Below are 19,390 nucleotides of genomic sequence, written 5' to 3' on the forward strand. Positions count from 1 at the left end.
TGTATTTTTTCTTGCATAAAGATATTTTTTTCACAAATGTTATGAAATCTAAAACTATCGCCTCGTAATCAGATTTTTCAAATTCTAAAGTTGCCAAATCAGAAACAACTTATGCCATCCTTGCTTCTTAGCATAAGGAAACAGCTATATTTCAGCAATCAAAACAAAAAAAGAGGCCGAAGCCTCTTCGATTTTCACTAAGGATTATTTAGCGATTTTTGCGAAGTACTCAAGAGTACGAACAAGTTGTGCAGTGTAAGACATTTCGTTGTCGTACCATGAAACAACTTTAACCAATTGCTCGCCATCAACTTCGATAACTTTAGTTTGAGTTGCATCAAACAATGAACCAAATGAGATACCTACGATATCTGAAGATACGAGTTGGTCTTCAGTGTAACCAAATGATTCAGTAGCAGCAGCTTTCATAGCAGCGTTTACTTCTTCAGCAGTTACTTTCTTGTCAAGAGTTGCAACCAATTCAGTTACAGAACCTGTTGGAACTGGAACACGTTGTGCAGCACCGTCAAGTTTACCGTTCAATTCTGGGATTACCAAGCCGATAGCTTTAGCAGCACCAGTTGAGTTAGGAACGATATTTGCAGCAGCAGCACGTGCACGACGAAGGTCACCACCACGGTGTGGTCCGTCAAGAACCATTTGGTCACCAGTGTAACCGTGGATTGTAGTCATCAAACCTTTTTGAACGCCAAATGCATCGTGAAGAGCTTTAGCCATTGGTGCCAAACAGTTTGTAGTACATGAAGCACCTGAGATAACTGTTTCAGTACCATCAAGGATGTCGTGGTTAGTGTTGAAAACAACAGTCTTAACATCGTTACCACCAGGAGCAGTGATAACAACTTTTTTAGCACCGTTAGCGTGGATGTGTTGCTCAGCTTTTTCTTTAGAAGCAAAGAAACCTGTAGCTTCCAAAACGATATCTACGCCATCAGTAGCCCAGTCGATGTTTCCTGGCTCACGCTCAGCAGAAACTTTAACGAATTTACCGTTAACTTCGAAACCACCGTCTTTAACTTCAACAGTACCGTCGAAACGACCTTGAGTTGTGTCATATTTCAACAAGTGTGCAAGCATTACTGGATCTGTAAGGTCGTTGATACGAGTAACTTCAACACCTTCTACGTTTTGGATACGACGGAAAGCAAGACGACCGATACGTCCGAAACCGTTAATACCAACTTTAACTACCATGAATGATTTCCTCCTTATGAAAATCGAGTTCTTTATTTTAAAAGGCAAGCCTTTTAATCCTTTTGTGAAAATATTAACTTGTAAGCCTACAAGCATCTTTTCAACGTTTTTATTATATAACTATTTACCGAAAATTGCAACTGCTTACCGGTTCATCTTATGTAAAAAATAGAAGGCCAAAAAATAAAAGCTAAAAATCATAGCCATGCGTTCTCTCGGGTGGTTATGACTGGTTAAATACTTAACTTAATAGCATTGCCATACCTCGACACATTTTTTAACGATTCTTGGTTTACTACTACTTCTATTTTTTACCTAAAAAAGTGTCTACCGCCCATTTTGGACCGCAGACACCTCTATAATCTTTTACCACACCCGTAAGCGGTCTTCTGGTTTCACATACATTGGATCCCCTTCTTTGACATTGAAGTCTGTATAGAATTGATCAATCTGGTTGACAATGTTGTTAACCCGATATTTAGCTGGTGGATGTTCGTCGCTGATGCTGGCAATAGCAAATTCTTTGGTGGTGACTTCACGCCATGCTTTACCATAAGACTCGAAGACTTTCTTCGTATTGTAGCCTTTTTTCTGAGCAATATCAATGGCAACCGTTAAACCACCGAGATCCGCCATGATTTCACCGGTTGAAATTTCGCCATTGACATAGTAGCCCGGAGCCACTTCCAATTTAGAGTAGATATCTGCTGCCTGTTGAACCTTTTTATTAAATTTTTCAAGGTCTTCTGGTTTCCACCAGTTGACAAGGTTCCCTTTTTCATCAAATTGAGAACCAGCCTTATCAAAGGCATGGGAAATTTCATGACCGATAACAGCCCCGATTCCACCCAGATTTTCTTCGGGACTAGCTTTTGGATCGTAGAGAGGAGCCTGTAAAATCCCCGCTGGAAAGACAATTTCGTTGTTAGTTGGGCTGTAATAGGCATTCACCGTGTGAGAAGGCATGCCGAACTGCGACTTATCAAAAGGCTTGCCAAATTGCCCCATCTCTTCACGCAATTCAAGTGTTTTTACCATATCGAAGTTAGAAAGAAGACTTCCTCCTTCTTCTTTGGATTGGATAGCAAGTTGTGAGTAATCCTTCCACTGGTCTGGATAGCCGATTTTAACAACCAATGTATCTAGTTTTTTCAAGGCCCGCATCTTGGTTTCTTCAGACATCCACTGCACTGCTTTGATTCGCTCTGCATAAGTCGCTTTAATCTCTTGAACCATAGATAGGATATTAGCCTTGGATTCTTCTGAAAAATGGTGTTTAACGTAAACTTTGCCAATCATATCGGAGAAATTTGCATCAATGGCCGCTTGAGCAACTTCTTCCTGACTCGGAGTATCTACCGCACCAGTTGCTACGCCGTCGTATTTCGCTTTTGCCTCGATTAAATTGCTTGACAGATAATCATTGTAATGGGCAATCACACGATATTGGAGCAGGGCTTTAAGAGCGTCTAAATTCTTTTCTTGATAGAGTTCATTTAATTTTTTTAGAGCATCTGGTTCTGATACGACTGTCGTTGGAGCATTCTGAAGTCCTAACTCAGAAACCAACTCAGCAATCGGTAGGTTGGGAACCAGTGCTTTGACCTCATCCCAAGTCTTCTCGTTATACATGGCTTCAAAGTTATTGGCTTCTTCTTTTGGCCGTTGCACTGCAGCCATCTCTTTTTCCAAATTAAAGAGGAGGTCTGCCTTAGAAGAGGCTTCTTTTGAGGATTCTCCTGCCAAGCTAAACACTTCCTGCAGATAGGCTTTAAAGGCTTTTTGGTTTTTCAGTGAAAATTCATCTGTGCCATCATAATTTTCTTTTGGAAAACTTAACTTGTGAGGGTCAACGTAGATGGTGTTTTTGTTACTGTCTTTTATATCTTGAGTAACGTTTATATGAAGCAAATTGCGGATGTTTTTGCCGTATAGGGCTACCAGAATCTTGTTAAGTTCTTCCATGGTAGAGGCTTTTTTAATCTCCTCTAGATAAGGCTTGATAGGCTCTAACCCCAATTTGTTGCGAGTATCAAAATCGGCTGCCAATCGGTAAAAATCAATAAGTTTTTTCTCATCACTACCAGCTTGCAGCTTGGAATAGTCCATATCCAGCTGGTCAATCATCTCCTGGATTGCTTCTTGCGTTTTCTCAGAGAGTTGACTCAGATTATCTATTTGCGATTCACCGGCACCTAATTTTGTATCTTTCAACCATTGCGCATTGATATAAGAATGAAAATCCGTCTGTGGTGTTGCTTCACCTGCTTTGGGAGCCGAGGAATTACTTGTGCCACAGGCTATCAAAAATGTCGCACAGGCGACTGCTACTAATGAAAATTTTAGTTTTTTTCTCATGGTTTCTGTCCTTTCTTTTTATTGTTAATGTGCTTAGTACCACTATTTCATAACCATACAAGCATCCTCCTTTAGTAATTAGCGGTCCTAAACTACTCTTTCATCGATCTACCTTATAAGGATTCTAACATTTATATCTGCTTTTCTTCTGTAGCCTATCTATTAATTCTCTTATTTTTTGTAACCATTCCCAAACAAAGTAATTCTAAATAATTTAAGACATTTATTTTAGCAAATTGAGTGAGAGTAGGCAAGAACTCGAACGGTCAAAAGAGTTCAGCAACAATTCCTAATTTCAAGTTATTAAGCTAAAACAATCTATTCACAGACCGTTTTAATCTATTTATTTCACAATAGTCGGACCTGAGAGTCACTGTTGAGTTCATCGGCAACAGGAATCTTATACCCAATGAAATCCCCAAATAGCAAACCCTGATCTTTTGTTAGCCATCCACACCTAAATTAGGGTAATTTTTTATAAATTGTAGCTTTCTCATTGTATATTTCCAAAATGAATCTGGCGGATACCTGTTTTATATAGTGTAGTCGTTTAGTTTGTTTTTAGCACTCGCTTCAAAGGTTCAGGGAACCTTTGAAGGCTAGAGATAGGGCGAAGCAAGTTCGCCTCAATAGCTACAGGTTGCTAGAACAGCCTTTAGGCTGTTCTAAGTTAGAAATAAGACTTGCCTCGCAAATCACCTCTGTAAAGTACGGCAAAGCGAGTTCAAATACTCCAGTGAAGTGTTCGAAGCTGGAAACAGGAAAACGAAGTTTCCTCGCTCGTCGAAGTAATCAAAGATAAACTACTGATACTCAATAAAAATCAAAAGTAGCCTAGGAAACGAAGCCGAAGATAGAACTGGGGTTCATCAAGGCAAGTTGACAACGGATAATTTTGATTTTCGAAGAGTATGAGTATCACGCTCAGATGTGTGACATATCCGTCGTACCAAAAAACACCTACCCGAAGGTAGGTGTAGATAGGCAATTATGCATTGCCACCGTTTTTCTTAATGATTTCATCTTGTACAGATTTTGGTACATCTTCGTAGTGATCAAATACCATCATGAAAGTACCGCGACCTTGTGTTGCTGAACGAAGAACAGTTGCGTAACCGAACATTTCAGCAAGTGGCACATAAGCACGAACGATTTGTGTGTTACCACGAGCTTCCATACCATCAACGCGACCACGACGTGCAGTAACGTGACCCATAACGTCACCAAGGTTATCTTCTGGTGCAGTGATTGTTACAAGCATCATTGGCTCAAGGATAGTTGGTTGAGCTGATTTAGCTGCTTCTTTAAGGGCAAGAGATGCTGCCACTTTGAAGGCTGTTTCTGATGAGTCGACATCGTGGTATGAACCGTCGTAAAGCTTAGCTTTAACGTCAACGATTGGGTAACCAGCAAGAACACCGTTAGCCATAGATTCTACGAGACCTTTTTCAACCGCTGGGATGAATTCACGTGGAACCACACCACCGACGATAGCGTTCTCGAACTCGAAACCTTTACCTTCTTCGTTTGGTGTGAATTCGATCCAAACGTCACCGAATTGACCTTTACCACCAGACTGGCGTTTGAAGAAACCACGAGCTTGTGTAGAAGCGCGGAATGTTTCACGGTATGATACTTGAGGAGCACCTACGTTTGCTTCAACCTTGAATTCACGACGCATACGGTCAACAAGGACATCCAAGTGCAACTCACCCATACCAGAGATAACTGTTTCACCAGTTTCAACGTTTGTTTCAACGCGGAATGTTGGATCTTCTTCAGCCAATTTAGAAAGGGCAATACCCATCTTGTCTTGGTCAGCTTTAGACTTAGGCTCAACCATCAATTGGATAACTGGTTCTGGAACGTGGATTGACTCAAGGATGATTTTTGCTTTTTCATCTGTCAATGAGTCACCAGTTGTAGTATCTTTCAAACCAACCGCAGCGGCGATGTCACCTGCATAAACAGTTTCAATTTCTTGACGGCTGTTTGCGTGCATTTGAAGGATACGTCCGATACGCTCACGTTTACCTTTAGAAGTGTTCAATACGTATGAACCGCTGTTAAGGACACCTGAATATACACGGAAGAATGTCAAACGACCTACGAATGGGTCAGTCATGATCTTGAAGGCAAGAGCTGCAAATGGCTCTTCATCTGATGCATGACGCTCTTCTTCAGCGTCTGTATCTGGGTTAACACCTTTAATAGCAGGGATGTCAAGTGGGCTTGGAAGGTAGTCGATAACCGCATCAAGCATCAACTGAACACCTTTGTTTTTGAAGGCTGAACCACACAATACTGGGAAGAATTCAACGTTGATAGTTGCTTTACGGATAGCAGCTTTCAATTCTTCGTTTGTGATTTCTTCACCTTCAAGGTATTTCATCATCAATTCTTCATCAGTTTCAGCAACTGCTTCAACCAATTTTTCACGGTATTCTTCAGCTTGCTCAAGGTATTCAGCTGGAATATCTTCTTCAAGAATATCTGTACCAAGGTCGTTAGTATAGATTTCAGCTTTCATCTTGATCAAGTCGATGATACCACGGAACTCATCTTCAGAACCGATTGGCAATTGGATTGGATGAGCATTTGCTTGAAGACGCTCGTGAAGTGTGCTTACTGAGTAAAGGAAGTCAGCACCGATTTTATCCATTTTGTTAGCGAATACGATACGTGGAACACCGTATTCAGTTGCTTGACGCCATACTGTTTCAGTTTGTGGCTCAACACCTGATTGTGAGTCAAGAACGGTTACCGCACCATCAAGAACGCGAAGTGAACGTTGTACTTCGATTGTGAAGTCCACGTGTCCTGGTGTGTCGATGATGTTTACACGGTGGTTGTTCCATTGAGCTGTTGTCGCAGCAGATGTGATAGTGATACCACGCTCTTGCTCTTGCTCCATCCAGTCCATTTGTGATGCACCTTCGTGAGTTTCACCGATTTTGTGGATTTTACCAGTGTAGTAAAGAATACGCTCAGTTGTCGTTGTTTTACCCGCGTCAACGTGCGCCATGATACCGATATTACGAGTTTTTTCTAATGAAAATTCGCGTGCCATGAGGTTTGTTCTCCTATAATTTTAGTTTTGTACTTTATTATACCATATTTTAAGAAAAGCGAGTGGGCAAGTCCCACCCGCTTGATTTCTTACTAATGGTGTGAAATGGTTGAGGCAAGCCTCAATCCAATTTGTGATGGTTGAACGAAGTTCCTTCATCTAATTGAGTTCAGTTAACTTCCATATATCCAATTTAGAAACTGAACTCGGACTAAACGCTTGGCAAAAAAGATAAATCCTCCTAGAGTCCACAGACTCTTCGTCGCATTTCCTATTTTTGCTATGCGTTTTATACGTCCTCGTATCTTATTCTTAGTTGAATTTTAGCTACAAATGTCTGCCAAAAAGATAAAATCTCCTAGAAACTGAAGTTTCTTCGTCGCTTTTCCTATTTTGGCTAGCATTTGCTTAACGCTAAAATATCCTATATTACCAGCGGAAGTGTGCGAATGCGCGGTTTGCTTCTGCCATTTTGTGAGTATCTTCACGTTTCTTAACAGCTGCACCAGTGTTGTTTGCTGCATCCATGATTTCTTTCGCAAGGCGATCAATCATAGTGTGCTCACCACGGTTACGAGCGATTGTTACCAACCAACGAAGACCAAGTGTTGTACGACGCTCTGGACGAACTTCAACTGGGACTTGGTAGTTAGAACCACCGACACGACGTGCACGTACTTCAAGTACAGGCATGATGTTTTCCATTGCTGTTTCAAATACTTCAAGTGCATCGTTACCAGTTGCTTCTTTGATTTGATCAAAAGCACCGTAAACGATTGATGCAGCAGTACCACGTTTACCGTCCAACATAACACGGTTAATCAAACGAGTTACCAATTTTGAGTTATACAATGGATCTGGCAATACTTCGCGCTTAGGCGCTTGATTTTTACGACTCATTTATATTTCCCCTTTCTTAGCCTTTTGGACGTTTAGTACCGTATTTAGAACGGCCTTGCTTACGATCGTTAACACCTGCAGTATCAAGTGCACCACGAACGATATGGTAACGTACCCCTGGAAGGTCTTTTACACGTCCACCACGAAGAAGAACAACGCTGTGCTCTTGCAAGTTGTGACCGATACCTGGGATGTAAGCAGTAACCTCGATAAGGTTGCTCAAACGTACACGAGCAAATTTACGAAGGGCTGAGTTAGGTTTTTTAGGTGTCATTGTTCCGACACGAGTTGCAACACCGCGTTTTTGTGGTGATGAAACGTTTGTTTGAACTTTTTTACGGCTGTTGTAACCAACGTTCAAAGCTGGTGATTTAGATTTTTCTACTTTAGACTTACGTGGTTTACGTACCAACTGGTTAATTGTAGGCATCTACATTCTCCTGTATATATTTTTTATTTTTGGTGATAGGGCATTGGTGACAACCCCTATCTGTGTGTACTTTTGCAACATTTGTCAGCACGTCCCTGTACACTCTTGAGAGACCAAAAGTAAAAAGTACCGTCTAATATAGTACCACATCCCAAACCCATTGTCAAATAGATATGTTTGAAATTTTCAAGAAAAAAACACAGCCAATCAGCTGTGTCATTTTGCCATTTCTTAGTAGCCCATACCCATTCCATCCATACCTTGTGGCATAGCTGGAGCGGCTGGTTCTGGTTTGTTGGCAACGACTGCTTCAGTTGTCAAAATCAAGCTGGCTACGGAAGCCGCATTTTGAAGAGCTGAACGTGTTACTTTAACAGGGTCAATGATACCTGCATCCATCATGTTGACCCATTCGCCTGTCGCAGCATTAAAACCTGTGCCAAGTTCTGAATTCTTCAGTTTATCAATGATAACTGAACCCTCATAACCTGCGTTATAGGCAATCTGACGAACTGGTTCTTCCAAGGCACGAAGGACAATATTGCGTCCTGTTTCATCGTCGCCTCTCAACTCCAATTTCGCTACGCTATCGATAACATTGACAAGGGCTGTACCACCACCTGCAACAATTCCTTCTTCAACTGCGGCACGTGTTGCGTTGAGGGCATCTTCGATACGGAGTTTCATTTCTTTCAACTCAGTCTCAGTAGCGGCACCGACTTTAATAACTGCAACACCGCCTGATAATTTGGCCAGACGCTCTTGCAATTTTTCACGGTCAAATTCTGAAGTTGTTCCCTCAATTTGTGACTTGATAACAGCGACACGGTTGGCAATGGCTTCTGGATTTCCAGCACCTTCAACAATGGTTGTACCATCTTTGTCAACCACAACTTTGGCAGCCTGACCAAGTGCTTCAATGGTCGCATCTTTCAAGTCCAAACCAAGGTCTTCTGTAATCACTGTACCGCCAGTCAAAATCGCGATGTCTTCCAACATAGCTTTACGACGGTCACCAAATCCTGGCGCCTTAACAGCAACAACGTTGAATGTACCACGAATCTTGTTGAGAACAAGTGTAGGAAGAGCTTCGCCATCCACATCGTCAGCAATAATCAACAATGGACGATTGGTTTGGAGAATGCTTTCCAAAAGTGGCAAAATATCCTGGATATGAGAAATTTTCTTATCGGTAATCAAGATGAATGGATTTTCAAGCTCAGCCACCATCTTTTCATTATCTGTTACCATGTATTGTGACAGATAACCGCGGTCGAATTGCATACCTTCAACCACATCCAATTCTGTTTCCATACCGCGAGACTCTTCAATGGTGATAACGCCGTCTGTTCCCACGCGCTCCATAGCTTCTGAAATGTACTCACCGACTTTTTCAGAACGGGAAGATACCGCTGCGACTTGAGCAATTTCAGCTTTATTTGACACAGGACTTGCTTGTGCTTTCAAAGCTTCAACCGCTGTTGCAACTGCTGCTTCAATCCCACGACGGATACCGATTGGGTTGGCACCTGCAGTTACGTTTTTCAAGCCTTCGCGAACAATCGCTTGAGTCAAAACAGTGGCAGTTGTTGTACCGTCACCAGCAATGTCATTGGTTTTTGAAGCCACTTCGGATACCAACTTAGCACCCATATTTTCAAAATGGTCTTCCAACTCGATTTCTTTAGCAATGGTCACACCGTCGTTTGTAATGAGTGGTGAACCGTAAGCTTTTTCCAAGACAACATTACGACCTTTTGGACCCAAGGTTACTTTGACTGTGTCAGCCAGAATATCGACACCACGGACCATGCTTTCACGTGCATCTGCTGCAAATTTAATTTCTTTTGCCATTTTCCTACCTCTATTCTACAATTGCCAAAATGTCTGCTTCACGGATGATGTGAACGGTTTGGTCTCCGTCTTTAACTTCCAATCCTGCGTGAGCATCAATCAAAACAATATCTCCAACTGCCACCGCTGGGGCAACCAAGTCACCATTCAAGGTACGAATCCCTTGTCCGATCGCTAGGACACTTGCTTCTTTTGTCTTTTCTTGACTTGCACCTGCTAGGACAAATCCACCAACTGTTTGTTCTTTTTCTTCAATTTTTACGACGATACGATCGCCCAATGGTTTCAACATGGTATTACCTCCTAGTCTTTTTAGCACTCTTTACCTCCGAGTGCTAATTCACATTTCCTATTGTATCACTTGGTCAAAAATAGTCAAGAAAATTCTACTCCTTTTTCGCTAAAATCCTTCTTAAGTATGAGACAGAATTTACCTATTCATTATTGGCAAACTATGCTATACTATTTTTAAAAAGTTAGGGGGTATTCATGAAATTTTTTAGAGATTTAAAAACAGATTACCTTGAAAGCCGATTTTCAGCCTACGAAAGTTTTGCAGAATGGTTTTTAAAACGTAAATTAGGCTTTTGGGGGAGTGGGAAAGAACTCGACTGGTCAAAAAGAGTTCCCCTCACTTCCAAACAGTAGGTTCGGGCTAAAATAGTCCACTGGACTATTTTACTCCCACCCCCGCACAGCTCAAAAGGTTCAGTGAACCTTTTTGAGGTTGAAAATGAAGCGAACTCTGTTCGCAACAGTCGTAAGGTCAGATTTGGAGTGTGAAACACGAACAAAGCTGCCAATCAACCACTGCGCTGAGATGTTGACACGAACTCTGAGAAGTGAGACTGGACTTTTTGCCCCGTCACCTATCTACTCTGGCTAGTCTGGATATTTTTCTTTAGCCACCCTCACTACATCATCTTTTTCTTCTACGGAGTTATCCTACTTTCTCTAATTATCATGCTGATAGAATGGTGGAAATATAGAAAATGAACAGCAAAAAACGCCAACTTTCGTCAGCGTTTTTAAGGAGATATGAAAAATATTTAGGATTGACTATAGTATAACCTACTTTTCAACATTCTCCATCGGTCTTGGGACGGATATTAAAACGGCAATTCTTCCTCTTCCAAGACCAAATCAGCTAGGTCATCGCCAGTATTGTTTTCACGTATGGCACGTTGGGCGCGGCTTTCTAGTAATTGGAAAGATTGGCCTAGAATCTCTGTCACATAGTGATTGCTGCCGTCTTTTTCGTATTTACGGGTCCGCAATTCACCGTCAATAGAAATCAGACTGCCCTTGCTACCATAGGAAACAAGTGTTTCCGCCAGTTTTCCCCAGAAAATAACATTGAGAAAATCTGCCTCACGTTCACCATTTTCTGTCTTAAATCGTCTATTAACTGCAATGGTTACACGAGTCAAATTTTTGCCAGTTGGTGTTTGAGTGAGTTCGGGTTGGGCCGTCAAACGACCAATTAAAATTGTTTTATTATACATATTACATCCTCCTACTTATCTATTCGTAGAAAGTTCATAAAAAGAAAGAAAATCATGAAAGAATTAATAGAAAAATTGCAAACCTCTAAACCATATACCGATGATGAACTGGCTTGGTTGCTGGAAAACATCGGTCACCCAGACCCTACTATACGCGATGAATTAGTTTATGCTAGTTTTTGCCACATCTTTCTAGATGGTTTGATTACAAGGGAACAAGCACAGTCGCTACTGCAATTCTCTCAAGAAACCAATCCCCTTTCCCTAGAAAGCTCCACACTAAAACGAAGTTTTACTTGCTTGCTTTACTGTCTTCTGCTGTCTGTTGACAATGACCAAGATTCTGAGTACTCTGCATTTTTAAGCACTGACGACCGCGAACTGCTTTTCCAACAGGCCTTGAATTATTTGACGATTGAAAATGACTGGTCTGGCTACGATGAAAAACTCGGCTGGATCCATACCGCTGCCCACGGAGCAGATTTTCTTCTGGCTGCAAGCTGTCATGAGCAATTTCCCGCTGAAAAAAGCAAAGAAGTCTGGCAGACTATTGTCACCTGTCTAACTAAACAAAGTAAAGTTTTCTCAGCTGGCGAGGAAATCCGCCTAGCACAGATTCCAGTCTACCTCCTGCTGAATGAAAAAGTGTCAGGGCAAGAGCTGACAGAATGGATTAGCAAGCTAGACTTTCCCAACCAAGAACCTCTGGACTACTTCCGGTGGCTCAACCTCCAGCATTTCCTGTCCAGTCTCTACTTCCAACTCAAATCACATCAGGTTTTGACAGAGGAACTCCGACAGACTATTGAAGGAAAAATTGAAACAGCATAAAAGAATTGGCCAAAATTGACCAATTCTTCTTTTTCTATCCCTTCCAGTGTTTAGCTGGTTCAAAAGCTTCTCCGACTTCTGCGGAGTCGTCCAATTCGATAATCCCACGGACTTGTGGGGCGTTTGGTAGAGCCAATTCACGTGGGCTACACATCATACCAAAGCTATCTTCACCACGCAACTTCCCTGGGAAAATCAGGCTACCGCTCGGCATCATTGCCCCCGGAAGAGCCACAATGGTTTTCAAGCCTTGGGCAGCATTTGGCGCACCAGCTACGATTTGCACTGTTTTGTCACCGACATTGACCTGACAAATATTGAGGTGGTCGCTACCTGGATGAGGAACCAATTCCACAATCTGACCGACTACGAACTTTGGAGCATTGTCGTTGACCAAGCTTTCAGTAAAGCCTTCTTTTGCCAACTCTGCATTCAAGGTCGCAACTTGCTCGTCTGTCAGGAAAACCTGACCATTTCCGGCAATCTCAACTAAACTTGATGCTTCAAAAATATTCCAAGCTACTGTTTTTCCTGTTTCCTCTAGGAAAACACGCGCCACTTGACCCTTGCGTTCAAACTGGACAGCTTGCCCCTTGTCTTCAGCAACAATCACCATAAGAACATCGCCAACGTGTTCCTTATTGTATGTAAAAATCATTTCTTTTTCATTTCTCCTTTATGCAAATAGACCGGTCAAGCCTTTCCATAGATTTTCAAAAAAGGCGCCGATTTTTTCTAAAATCCCTGAATCTTGTAGATTCTTATAGGCTTCTGAAATTTGTTGCTCCGCCTGTTGCTTGAACTGGTTGAGCTGGGCAGCAACCTCAGCCGAATCAATAGCAGAGGTTTCCTGATAGGCTTTGGCAAAGGTAACTAATTTTGAAACTTCATCTGCTGTGATGACATTTTCCAAACCGTTATTGGCCAAGACATCGTTAATAATAGTATTGATGTCTGATTCGGAAGCTACCTGACCATTGGACTTTTTGTAGTCGGCAAGAGCAGTCTTGATTTCCGCTACCGCCTTATCCAAGGCTGAACTATCAAAATTGGAGTCACCTGTATGAGCCGTCGCCACTTCATTGACTGTCTCTAGCTCTTGTTGAGCTACTTCGGTTCGGGCTGTATCAACTGTTTCACCATTGGCCACAAGAGCCTTGTAAACACCTGTCAAAGCAGACTCCCCTGTCACCTGAATTGGAGAAGCTACATCAATCAAGACATCCGTCGCACCAGCTGTGATAGCCGCATTGGCATACTGCGTTTCGGTAATCAAGGTGATGTTCTGTGGCGTCTTAATATCCACCACTACCCCTTTTCCAGCATCCTGCTTTTGCACCAAGACAGATGAATAGAGGGAGGCTGTGTCCGCTCCAGATGTACCTAAATATTGGTCCATATCCGTGCCGACAACCACCTGACGACTGACATTATTAACATCCGAAATACCAAATAGATTGTTAACCTCTGTCGCCTGGGCATCTGACAAACCGCCACCGTAGACCAGTGTTGGCTTGCCCCATTTTTCATTGATAACATCCGTCTGAATCTCCGCTTGAGCCAGCGGTGCCAAACTTAAACTCAATCCCAGCACCACAGGTGCTAGAAGGATTTTTCCTAGTGATTTCTTCATGTTCTTTCCTTTCTTTTGGACATAGCAGAGCTTCTCTGCTAATTTATCTACCCAGTCCAGATAAGAAGTTCATGATTTCTTCCTTGGTCTTGCGATTCTTATCGACAAAACAACCGATTTCCTTACCATTTTCCAAAACAACCAGACTTGGAATGCCTAAAATGGCCCATTCCTGCGCCAGAGGCATAAAGTCATCTCGATCCAGTTGCACAAAACGGAAATCTGGAAAAGCCTCTTCGATAGCTGGCAAATGCGGTTTGATATAGTGGCAATCTCCACACCAAGTCGTCACAAATAGAAAAACAGTTGGCTTGCCATCTTCAATCAAGGCAGCTACTTCTTCAAGAGTTGTTGGAAAAATCATCTTTCTTCCTCCCTGTATTGAATAGAACCTTGGGTATTTTCAAATAGAAATACCTGTCCTGCCTCCATCACAACCCCTCCGATAAGAGTTGTCTGCGTAGAAGCTGTTTCATCCACATAGACCGTGGCAATCTCTCCTAAATCAGCGAAAAAGTCACGCACCCCCTGCAAGGCCTGTGCTTTTTTACGGTCTTCTTGAACCTTACGGTAAAATTGAGCACTAGCGGTGAGCACACCTGCCCCCAATAAGCCTGCTAGCAAGGCTGTCTTTTTCTTTTTCATGTTGACTATTTTATCATATTTCCTCGGAATTTTCCCAAAAATGCCATTGGACTTGTGACAGCTGAGACAAACTCGCACCACTTGACAAAAGACTTAAAAATAGATAGAATGGTCTTACAGTGAGAAGTTCGATAATACATCGGCAATCAAAAAAAACCAACGTTCCCAGCGTTGAGGTTTTTTTTTGCCCCTGGGGCCTATTTGTTGCGATTGTTGAGCCAATACTCAAAGAGTATCAACACAAGACCTGATACAATAGGTGCAACGAACAAGGTGAGAAGTTCGATAATACATCGGCAATCACCTCCTCTCTATTTTGAGGGGGCATTTCTATCCTAGTAAATTTCAATCATTCTTGTCAATACTATCCATATTTTTCCATATTTTCAAGACAAGTCTAGCTCTTCGTGATAAAATAGTAGTAATCATGTCATGGAGGAAGAAGAATGACTCTTTTTGAAAAAATTAAAGAAGTTACAGAATTGCAAAGCTTACCGGGATTTGAAGGACAGATTCGCAATCACATTCGCCAGAAAATCACACCGCATGTGGACCGCATTGAAACAGATGGACTAGGTGGAATTTTTGGCATCAAGGATACGGCTGTTGAAAATGCTCCTCGTATCTTAGTGGCTGCACATATGGATGAAGTCGGCTTTATGATTAGCCAGATTAAACCTGATGGTACTTTCCGTGTTGTCGAGCTGGGAGGCTGGAATCCGCTAGTTGTATCCAGTCAAGCCTTCACGCTTCAACTACAGGACGGTCGGACCATTCCTGCCATTTCAGGTTCAGTGCCTCCCCATCTTTCTCGTGGGGCTAACGCTCCTGGCATGCCTGCCATCGCTGATATTATTTTCGATGCTGGTTTCGCCAATTATGACGAAGCTTGGGCGTTCGGCGTTCGTCCGGGGGATGTACTGGTTCCCAAAAATAAAACCATTCTCACAGCCAACGGAAAAAATGTCATTTCTAAGGCTTGGGACAACCGCTTCGGTGTCCTTATGGTGACCGAACTGCTGGAAAGCCTATCTGGTCAAGCTTTGCCAAACCAGTTGATTGCTGGGGCAAATGTGCAAGAAGAGGTTGGCCTACGTGGAGCTCATGCTTCTACAACCAAGTTCAATCCAGATATTTTCCTTGCTGTTGATTGCTCGCCTGCAGGTGATATTTATGGCGACCAAGGAAAAATTGGTGACGGAACTCTACTTCGTTTCTACGACCCAGGTCATATCATGTTAAAAAACATGAAAGACTTCCTCCTCTCAACTGCCGAAGAAGCAGGTGTCAAATTCCAATACTACTGCGGTAAAGGTGGAACAGATGCTGGTGCAGCTCACTTGAAAAATCAAGGTGTTCCATCAACAACCATCGGTGTCTGCGCTCGCTACATCCATTCACATCAAACTCTCTACAGCATGGATGACTTCTTAGAGGCCCAAGCCTTCTTGCAGGCCATCGTTAAAAAGCTAGACCGCTCAACGGTTGATTTGATTAAAAACTATTAAAACAGAAGACTTTGCTAGGTAGAATGCCCGGCAAAGCCTTTTTTCTATATAAGCTCTTCTAAAATGTACTTCCTCACATAGGTAATGAAATAAAGTGAGCCTGTAATCAGGTAAAGTTTTTTGGGATTGTCCAAGTCCGCCTGCTCCAACCACTCCTGATAGGTCTGAACTCGTTCATAACCTGACGGATAATCTTCTAACCGCACCGCTCTGAAATCGTCAAAGGTTGTCACGCTAACAGGTCCAAATTGGCTAAGCTGGGACAACATCTGGTCCACTGGCTTAGTATTGATAGCCGCAAAGAGGATTTCAATATCTCTGTCCGCATATTTTTCCTCTAGGAGCTGGGTCAGAACTGCGATGCTTTCATTATTGTGGGCTCCGTCAATCATGAGCCTTGGTTGTATCAATTCTAAGCGGCCCGGCCAGATGGCTTGGGACAAGCCCTGGCTGATGGTTTCATTGGTAATCTTTGGAAAATGAGGTCTGATGAGCTGAGCTGTGGTCACTGCCAAGGCTGCATTTACCTCCTGGTGATGACCCTGCATAAGCAGTGTTAAATCCTCAACTCGGCCGAAGGGGCTTGAAACCGCAAAGCCTGCTCTGCTATTTTCCAAAATAATTTCCCGCCCTACCGCATAGGTCAGACTCTGAAGCTGACGGGCCTGCTCCTCAAATACTGACAGCACTTCTGGCTGGTCGGTCGCATAGAGGAAGGGAACCCGCTCACGCAAGACAGCAACCTTGTGACGGGCTATAGCAGCGTGGGTCTCTCCCAAAAAAGCCTGATGGTCCAAGCCGATAGAAGGACAAACTACCGCTAGAGGATTAAGGACATTGGTCGCATCATGCAAACCGCCCATGCCCGCCTCCACCAAGAGAAAGTCGGGACGCTGGTAGTGAGCAAAGTAGATAAACATAGCCACTACTACAATCTCAAACTCTGAGATGGCATCCAGTCCAGCCGTCTGGTCCAAGTCCTCAATCAAGGGCTGCAAGTCTGTCACAATCCTCGCAAAATCGTCCTCCGAAATCATCTCCTGCTCAAAGACAATCTGCTCTCGAAAATCAATGATAGACGGCGATGTGAAGCGACCGACGGTGTACCCCGAAGACCGTAAGATAGACTGTAAGGCATTGAGGGTCGAACCCTTGCCATTTGTTCCAACAAAGTGAATAGTCGGCACTTGAAGTTGGGGATTGTCCAAGCGTTCCAAGAGCCAGCTGACACGTGCAACACCGTTTTCTAAATCTGATGCAGGGCGATTCGATAGCCACTGACGAGTTTCTTGATAATCCATGATTCCCTCTCTACAAAAGCAGCAACAGGGGGATGACCTGTTGCTCGATACTGTTTTATTTAATACCCATTAACTTGGCCAATTCAGGTATTTTTTGTAAACTTGGCAAGACAAGCATGGTCACGACAATGCGTAATGGAACTTCAAAAATAGCCTTAATCAAACGACTGCTATACAGGACAATCCAAGGTGTTCCAAAATGGAAATGGAGGGCAATCGGTGTCATGATAAAGGAAATCACAACCTGAATCAAGACAACTACACCAGCCACATAGAGCCAATCAGCTTTGTTTTTAATATTCAGCGGCTTCTGATAAAAGAACCAGCCGTAGATAAAAGCCGATACCGCCTCAATCAAAATCCAAGTGAAGAGGACAGTTTGCCCGCTAAACAAGACAAAGATTGGGTCTGAAATAGCCGCAAAGACAGCTGCCCAAACTGGACCAGCAATAGCTCCCAAAATAGTATTGGGAATGAAGGTAAACTGGACCTGCAAGGTTTCTGAAATCCGAATGGAGAAATAGTTCTCCACAACCATAACCAAGGCAAGGGTCATCGCAATAGCAGTCAACAACTGCACTGTTAGTTTTGGAATCTTCTTTTCCATAAAAAATGCTCCTTTTTCAAAAAAATGGAGCTGTCGTGTGTATTCGACAGCGGATGCAATGGTTTACCGCGCTACTCTCAGCCAGACCCCAATGTTCCTACTCTAGGAAACATCAGATACAGGCAAAGATCAGCTTCGTTATGTGGCAACATCCCATCCACATACACTTGACGCAAACCATCTACTCTGTGCAAATTTCTTTGCCAGTCTATTGTATCACACACTATATATTTTGACCACTTGCTAAAAACTATACCTTTCTAAAGGTATAAACTATAAGAGAAACTGGCAGTCTCCGACTACCAGTTAGTTTTTCTTATTTCAAACGTTCAACTTCACGCGCAATAACCAATTCTTCATCCGTTGGAATAACCAAGACACGAACTTTTGATTCTGGCGTTGAAATGTCACCATTCGCACCACGAACATTCTTAGCTGGGTCTATTTCGACACCAAACCAAGACAAACCTGCAATGACATCATTTCGCATAAGCGGTGCATTTTCACCCATACCTGCCGTGAAGACAATAGCATCTGCCCCATTTAAAACTGCAAGATACTGACCGATAAATTTTTTAATACGGTCAATGAAAATATTGTAGGCCAACACTGCATCTGGATCGTGAGCTTGGATGCCTGCTTCAATATCACGCATATCACTTGAGAAGCCAGATACACCGAACAAGCCTGACTGTTTATTCAACATGTTAACAACGTCTGCAGCATCTTTCAATTCTTCAACATTCGCAATCAAATAAGGAATGATAGCAGGATCAATATCCCCTGAACGAGTTCCCATCATTGGACCAGCTAGTGGTGTGAAGCCCATTGAAGTATCCACAGATTCACCATGATAGTTAGCAGTGATGGATACACCATTTCCGATATGTGCCGTAATCAATTTTAACTCTTCGATTGGACGCCCCAAAACTTTTGCAGCCTCATGCGCTACATAGTAGTGACTCGTTCCATGAGCACCATACTTACGAACTTTATAGTCTGTATAATATTTTTGTGGAATTGGATAGAGATATGCATGTTTTGGCATCGTTGTATGGAAAGCAGTGTCAAAAACAGCTACATTCAACACTTCTGGCAATACTTCTTCAAATGCACGCATTGCTGCTACGTGTGCTGGGTTATGAAGGGGTGCCAAGGCACTCAACTCTTCAATTTGCTCAATCTCTTTTTGACCAATAACCGCTGACTCCTTGAAGTATTCTCCACCCGCAACAACACGGTGTCCAACACCTGTAATTTCTTCATAAGTTGCAATAATATTGTGTTTGAGCAAATCTTCAAGAAGAATCTTAACTGCAACTGTATGATTAGGAATATCTAATACTTCACTTTCTTTTTTTCCATCATACTTAACAGTGGAAATAGAATCATTTAAGCCGATACGCTCGATAATACCCGCTGCTAGTACTGTTTCTTCTGGCATTTGATAAAGTTGCCATTTTAGACTTGAACTACCTGCATTAATTGCAATTGTTTTTGACATATCTTACCTCTTTTAAAGCGTTTTCCTAA

Annotated in this window: 19 protein-coding genes and 1 riboswitch; of the genes, 3 read left to right on the forward strand and 16 right to left on the reverse strand. The window is 42.6% G+C overall.

Annotated elements, in window-relative coordinates:
• Positions 1-204 precede the first annotated feature (204 nt).
• The 7 genes from gap to groES form a co-directional block, all read right to left on the reverse strand.
• Positions 205-1,215: a type I glyceraldehyde-3-phosphate dehydrogenase gene (gene gap / locus ODU34_RS05420; protein WP_012775479.1), complete on the reverse strand. Its 1,011-nt coding sequence runs from the start codon at positions 1,213-1,215 to the stop codon at positions 205-207.
• 366 nt (positions 1,216-1,581) lie between these two features.
• Positions 1,582-3,573, reverse strand: coding sequence for a M13 family metallopeptidase (locus tag ODU34_RS05425; RefSeq protein ID WP_105178930.1), 1,992 nt, complete (start codon positions 3,571-3,573; stop codon positions 1,582-1,584).
• Between the two features lie 988 nt (positions 3,574-4,561).
• Positions 4,562-6,643, reverse strand: coding sequence for an elongation factor G (gene fusA, locus ODU34_RS05430; RefSeq protein WP_002938501.1), 2,082 nt, complete (start codon positions 6,641-6,643; stop codon positions 4,562-4,564).
• Positions 6,644-7,072: 429 nt separating this feature from the next.
• A complete protein-coding gene (gene rpsG / locus ODU34_RS05435) occupies positions 7,073-7,543 on the reverse strand; it encodes a 30S ribosomal protein S7 (RefSeq protein ID WP_002940031.1) in 471 nt (156 codons plus the stop codon).
• 16 nt (positions 7,544-7,559) lie between these two features.
• A complete protein-coding gene (gene rpsL / locus ODU34_RS05440; RefSeq protein WP_002940030.1) occupies positions 7,560-7,973 on the reverse strand; it encodes a 30S ribosomal protein S12 in 414 nt (137 codons plus the stop codon).
• A 231-nt stretch (positions 7,974-8,204) separates the two neighbouring features.
• Positions 8,205-9,827: a chaperonin GroEL gene (groL, locus tag ODU34_RS05445; protein ID WP_105178931.1), complete on the reverse strand. Its 1,623-nt coding sequence runs from the start codon at positions 9,825-9,827 to the stop codon at positions 8,205-8,207.
• A 10-nt stretch (positions 9,828-9,837) separates the two neighbouring features.
• On the reverse strand, positions 9,838-10,119 hold the full coding sequence (gene groES, locus ODU34_RS05450) for a co-chaperone GroES (RefSeq protein WP_002940028.1): 282 nt from the start codon (positions 10,117-10,119) through the stop codon (positions 9,838-9,840).
• 197 nt (positions 10,120-10,316) lie between these two features.
• On the opposite strand from groES, the gene ODU34_RS05455 reads away from it, so the two are divergent.
• On the forward strand, positions 10,317-10,475 hold the full coding sequence (locus ODU34_RS05455) for a hypothetical protein (RefSeq protein WP_169051031.1): 159 nt from the start codon (positions 10,317-10,319) through the stop codon (positions 10,473-10,475).
• Between the two features lie 461 nt (positions 10,476-10,936).
• Here the strand turns inward: ODU34_RS05455 and ODU34_RS05460 are convergent, their stop codons facing one another.
• Complete coding sequence (locus ODU34_RS05460) at positions 10,937-11,332, reverse strand: single-stranded DNA-binding protein (protein WP_136671579.1); 396 nt, start codon at positions 11,330-11,332, stop codon at positions 10,937-10,939.
• Positions 11,333-11,386: 54 nt separating this feature from the next.
• Here ODU34_RS05460 and ODU34_RS05465 point away from each other — a divergent pair, with 54 nt between their 5' ends.
• Positions 11,387-12,163: a DUF2785 domain-containing protein gene (locus ODU34_RS05465; protein WP_136671580.1), complete on the forward strand. Its 777-nt coding sequence runs from the start codon at positions 11,387-11,389 to the stop codon at positions 12,161-12,163.
• A 34-nt stretch (positions 12,164-12,197) separates the two neighbouring features.
• On the opposite strand, the gene ytpR is transcribed toward ODU34_RS05465, so the two are convergent.
• The 5 genes from ytpR to ODU34_RS05490 all read right to left on the reverse strand — a co-directional run bounded on the left by ytpR (position 12,198) and on the right by ODU34_RS05490 (position 14,713).
• The gene (ytpR, locus tag ODU34_RS05470) at positions 12,198-12,821 is read right to left on the reverse strand and encodes a YtpR family tRNA-binding protein (RefSeq protein WP_205015208.1); all 624 of its coding nucleotides are present in this window, start codon (positions 12,819-12,821) and stop codon (positions 12,198-12,200) included.
• Between the two features lie 18 nt (positions 12,822-12,839).
• Positions 12,840-13,796: a DUF1002 domain-containing protein gene (locus ODU34_RS05475; RefSeq protein WP_136671582.1), complete on the reverse strand. Its 957-nt coding sequence runs from the start codon at positions 13,794-13,796 to the stop codon at positions 12,840-12,842.
• A 43-nt stretch (positions 13,797-13,839) separates the two neighbouring features.
• Positions 13,840-14,160 carry a thioredoxin family protein gene (locus ODU34_RS05480; RefSeq protein WP_136670729.1) on the reverse strand — a complete coding sequence of 107 codons (321 nt, stop codon included), beginning with the start codon at positions 14,158-14,160 and terminating at the stop codon, positions 13,840-13,842.
• The gene (locus tag ODU34_RS05485) at positions 14,157-14,441 is read right to left on the reverse strand and encodes a DUF4651 domain-containing protein (RefSeq protein WP_136670730.1); all 285 of its coding nucleotides are present in this window, start codon (positions 14,439-14,441) and stop codon (positions 14,157-14,159) included. Before ODU34_RS05485 ends, ODU34_RS05480 begins: the two co-directional genes overlap by 4 nt.
• Positions 14,442-14,638: 197 nt before the next feature.
• Entirely contained in the window at positions 14,639-14,713 is a 75-nt protein-coding gene (locus ODU34_RS05490; RefSeq protein WP_238599863.1) for a type I toxin-antitoxin system Fst family toxin, read from the reverse strand.
• Between the two features lie 174 nt (positions 14,714-14,887).
• Here ODU34_RS05490 and pepA point away from each other — a divergent pair, with 174 nt between their 5' ends.
• Positions 14,888-15,949, forward strand: a complete 1,062-nt coding sequence (gene pepA, locus ODU34_RS05495; protein WP_398578397.1) for a glutamyl aminopeptidase — start codon at positions 14,888-14,890, stop codon at positions 15,947-15,949.
• Positions 15,950-15,993: 44 nt separating this feature from the next.
• Here pepA and ODU34_RS05500 read toward each other — a convergent pair whose 3' ends face one another.
• From ODU34_RS05500 to ODU34_RS05510, 3 genes are all read right to left on the reverse strand, one after another.
• On the reverse strand, positions 15,994-17,250 hold the full coding sequence (locus ODU34_RS05500; RefSeq protein ID WP_398578396.1) for a bifunctional folylpolyglutamate synthase/dihydrofolate synthase: 1,257 nt from the start codon (positions 17,248-17,250) through the stop codon (positions 15,994-15,996).
• 55 nt (positions 17,251-17,305) lie between these two features.
• Positions 17,306-17,857, reverse strand: a complete 552-nt coding sequence (locus ODU34_RS05505) for a folate family ECF transporter S component (protein ID WP_208547195.1) — start codon at positions 17,855-17,857, stop codon at positions 17,306-17,308.
• A 45-nt stretch (positions 17,858-17,902) separates the two neighbouring features.
• A riboswitch (THF riboswitch) is annotated at positions 17,903-18,048 on the reverse strand.
• Positions 18,049-18,173: 125 nt separating this feature from the next.
• Positions 18,174-19,361, reverse strand: coding sequence for an acetate kinase (locus tag ODU34_RS05510; protein ID WP_398578395.1), 1,188 nt, complete (start codon positions 19,359-19,361; stop codon positions 18,174-18,176).
• Between the last annotated feature and the right edge of the window lie 29 nt (positions 19,362-19,390).

The sequence above is a fragment of the Streptococcus sp. 2018WUSS126 genome (assembly GCF_044427425.1).
Lineage (GTDB): Bacteria > Bacillota > Bacilli > Lactobacillales > Streptococcaceae > Streptococcus > Streptococcus hashimotonensis.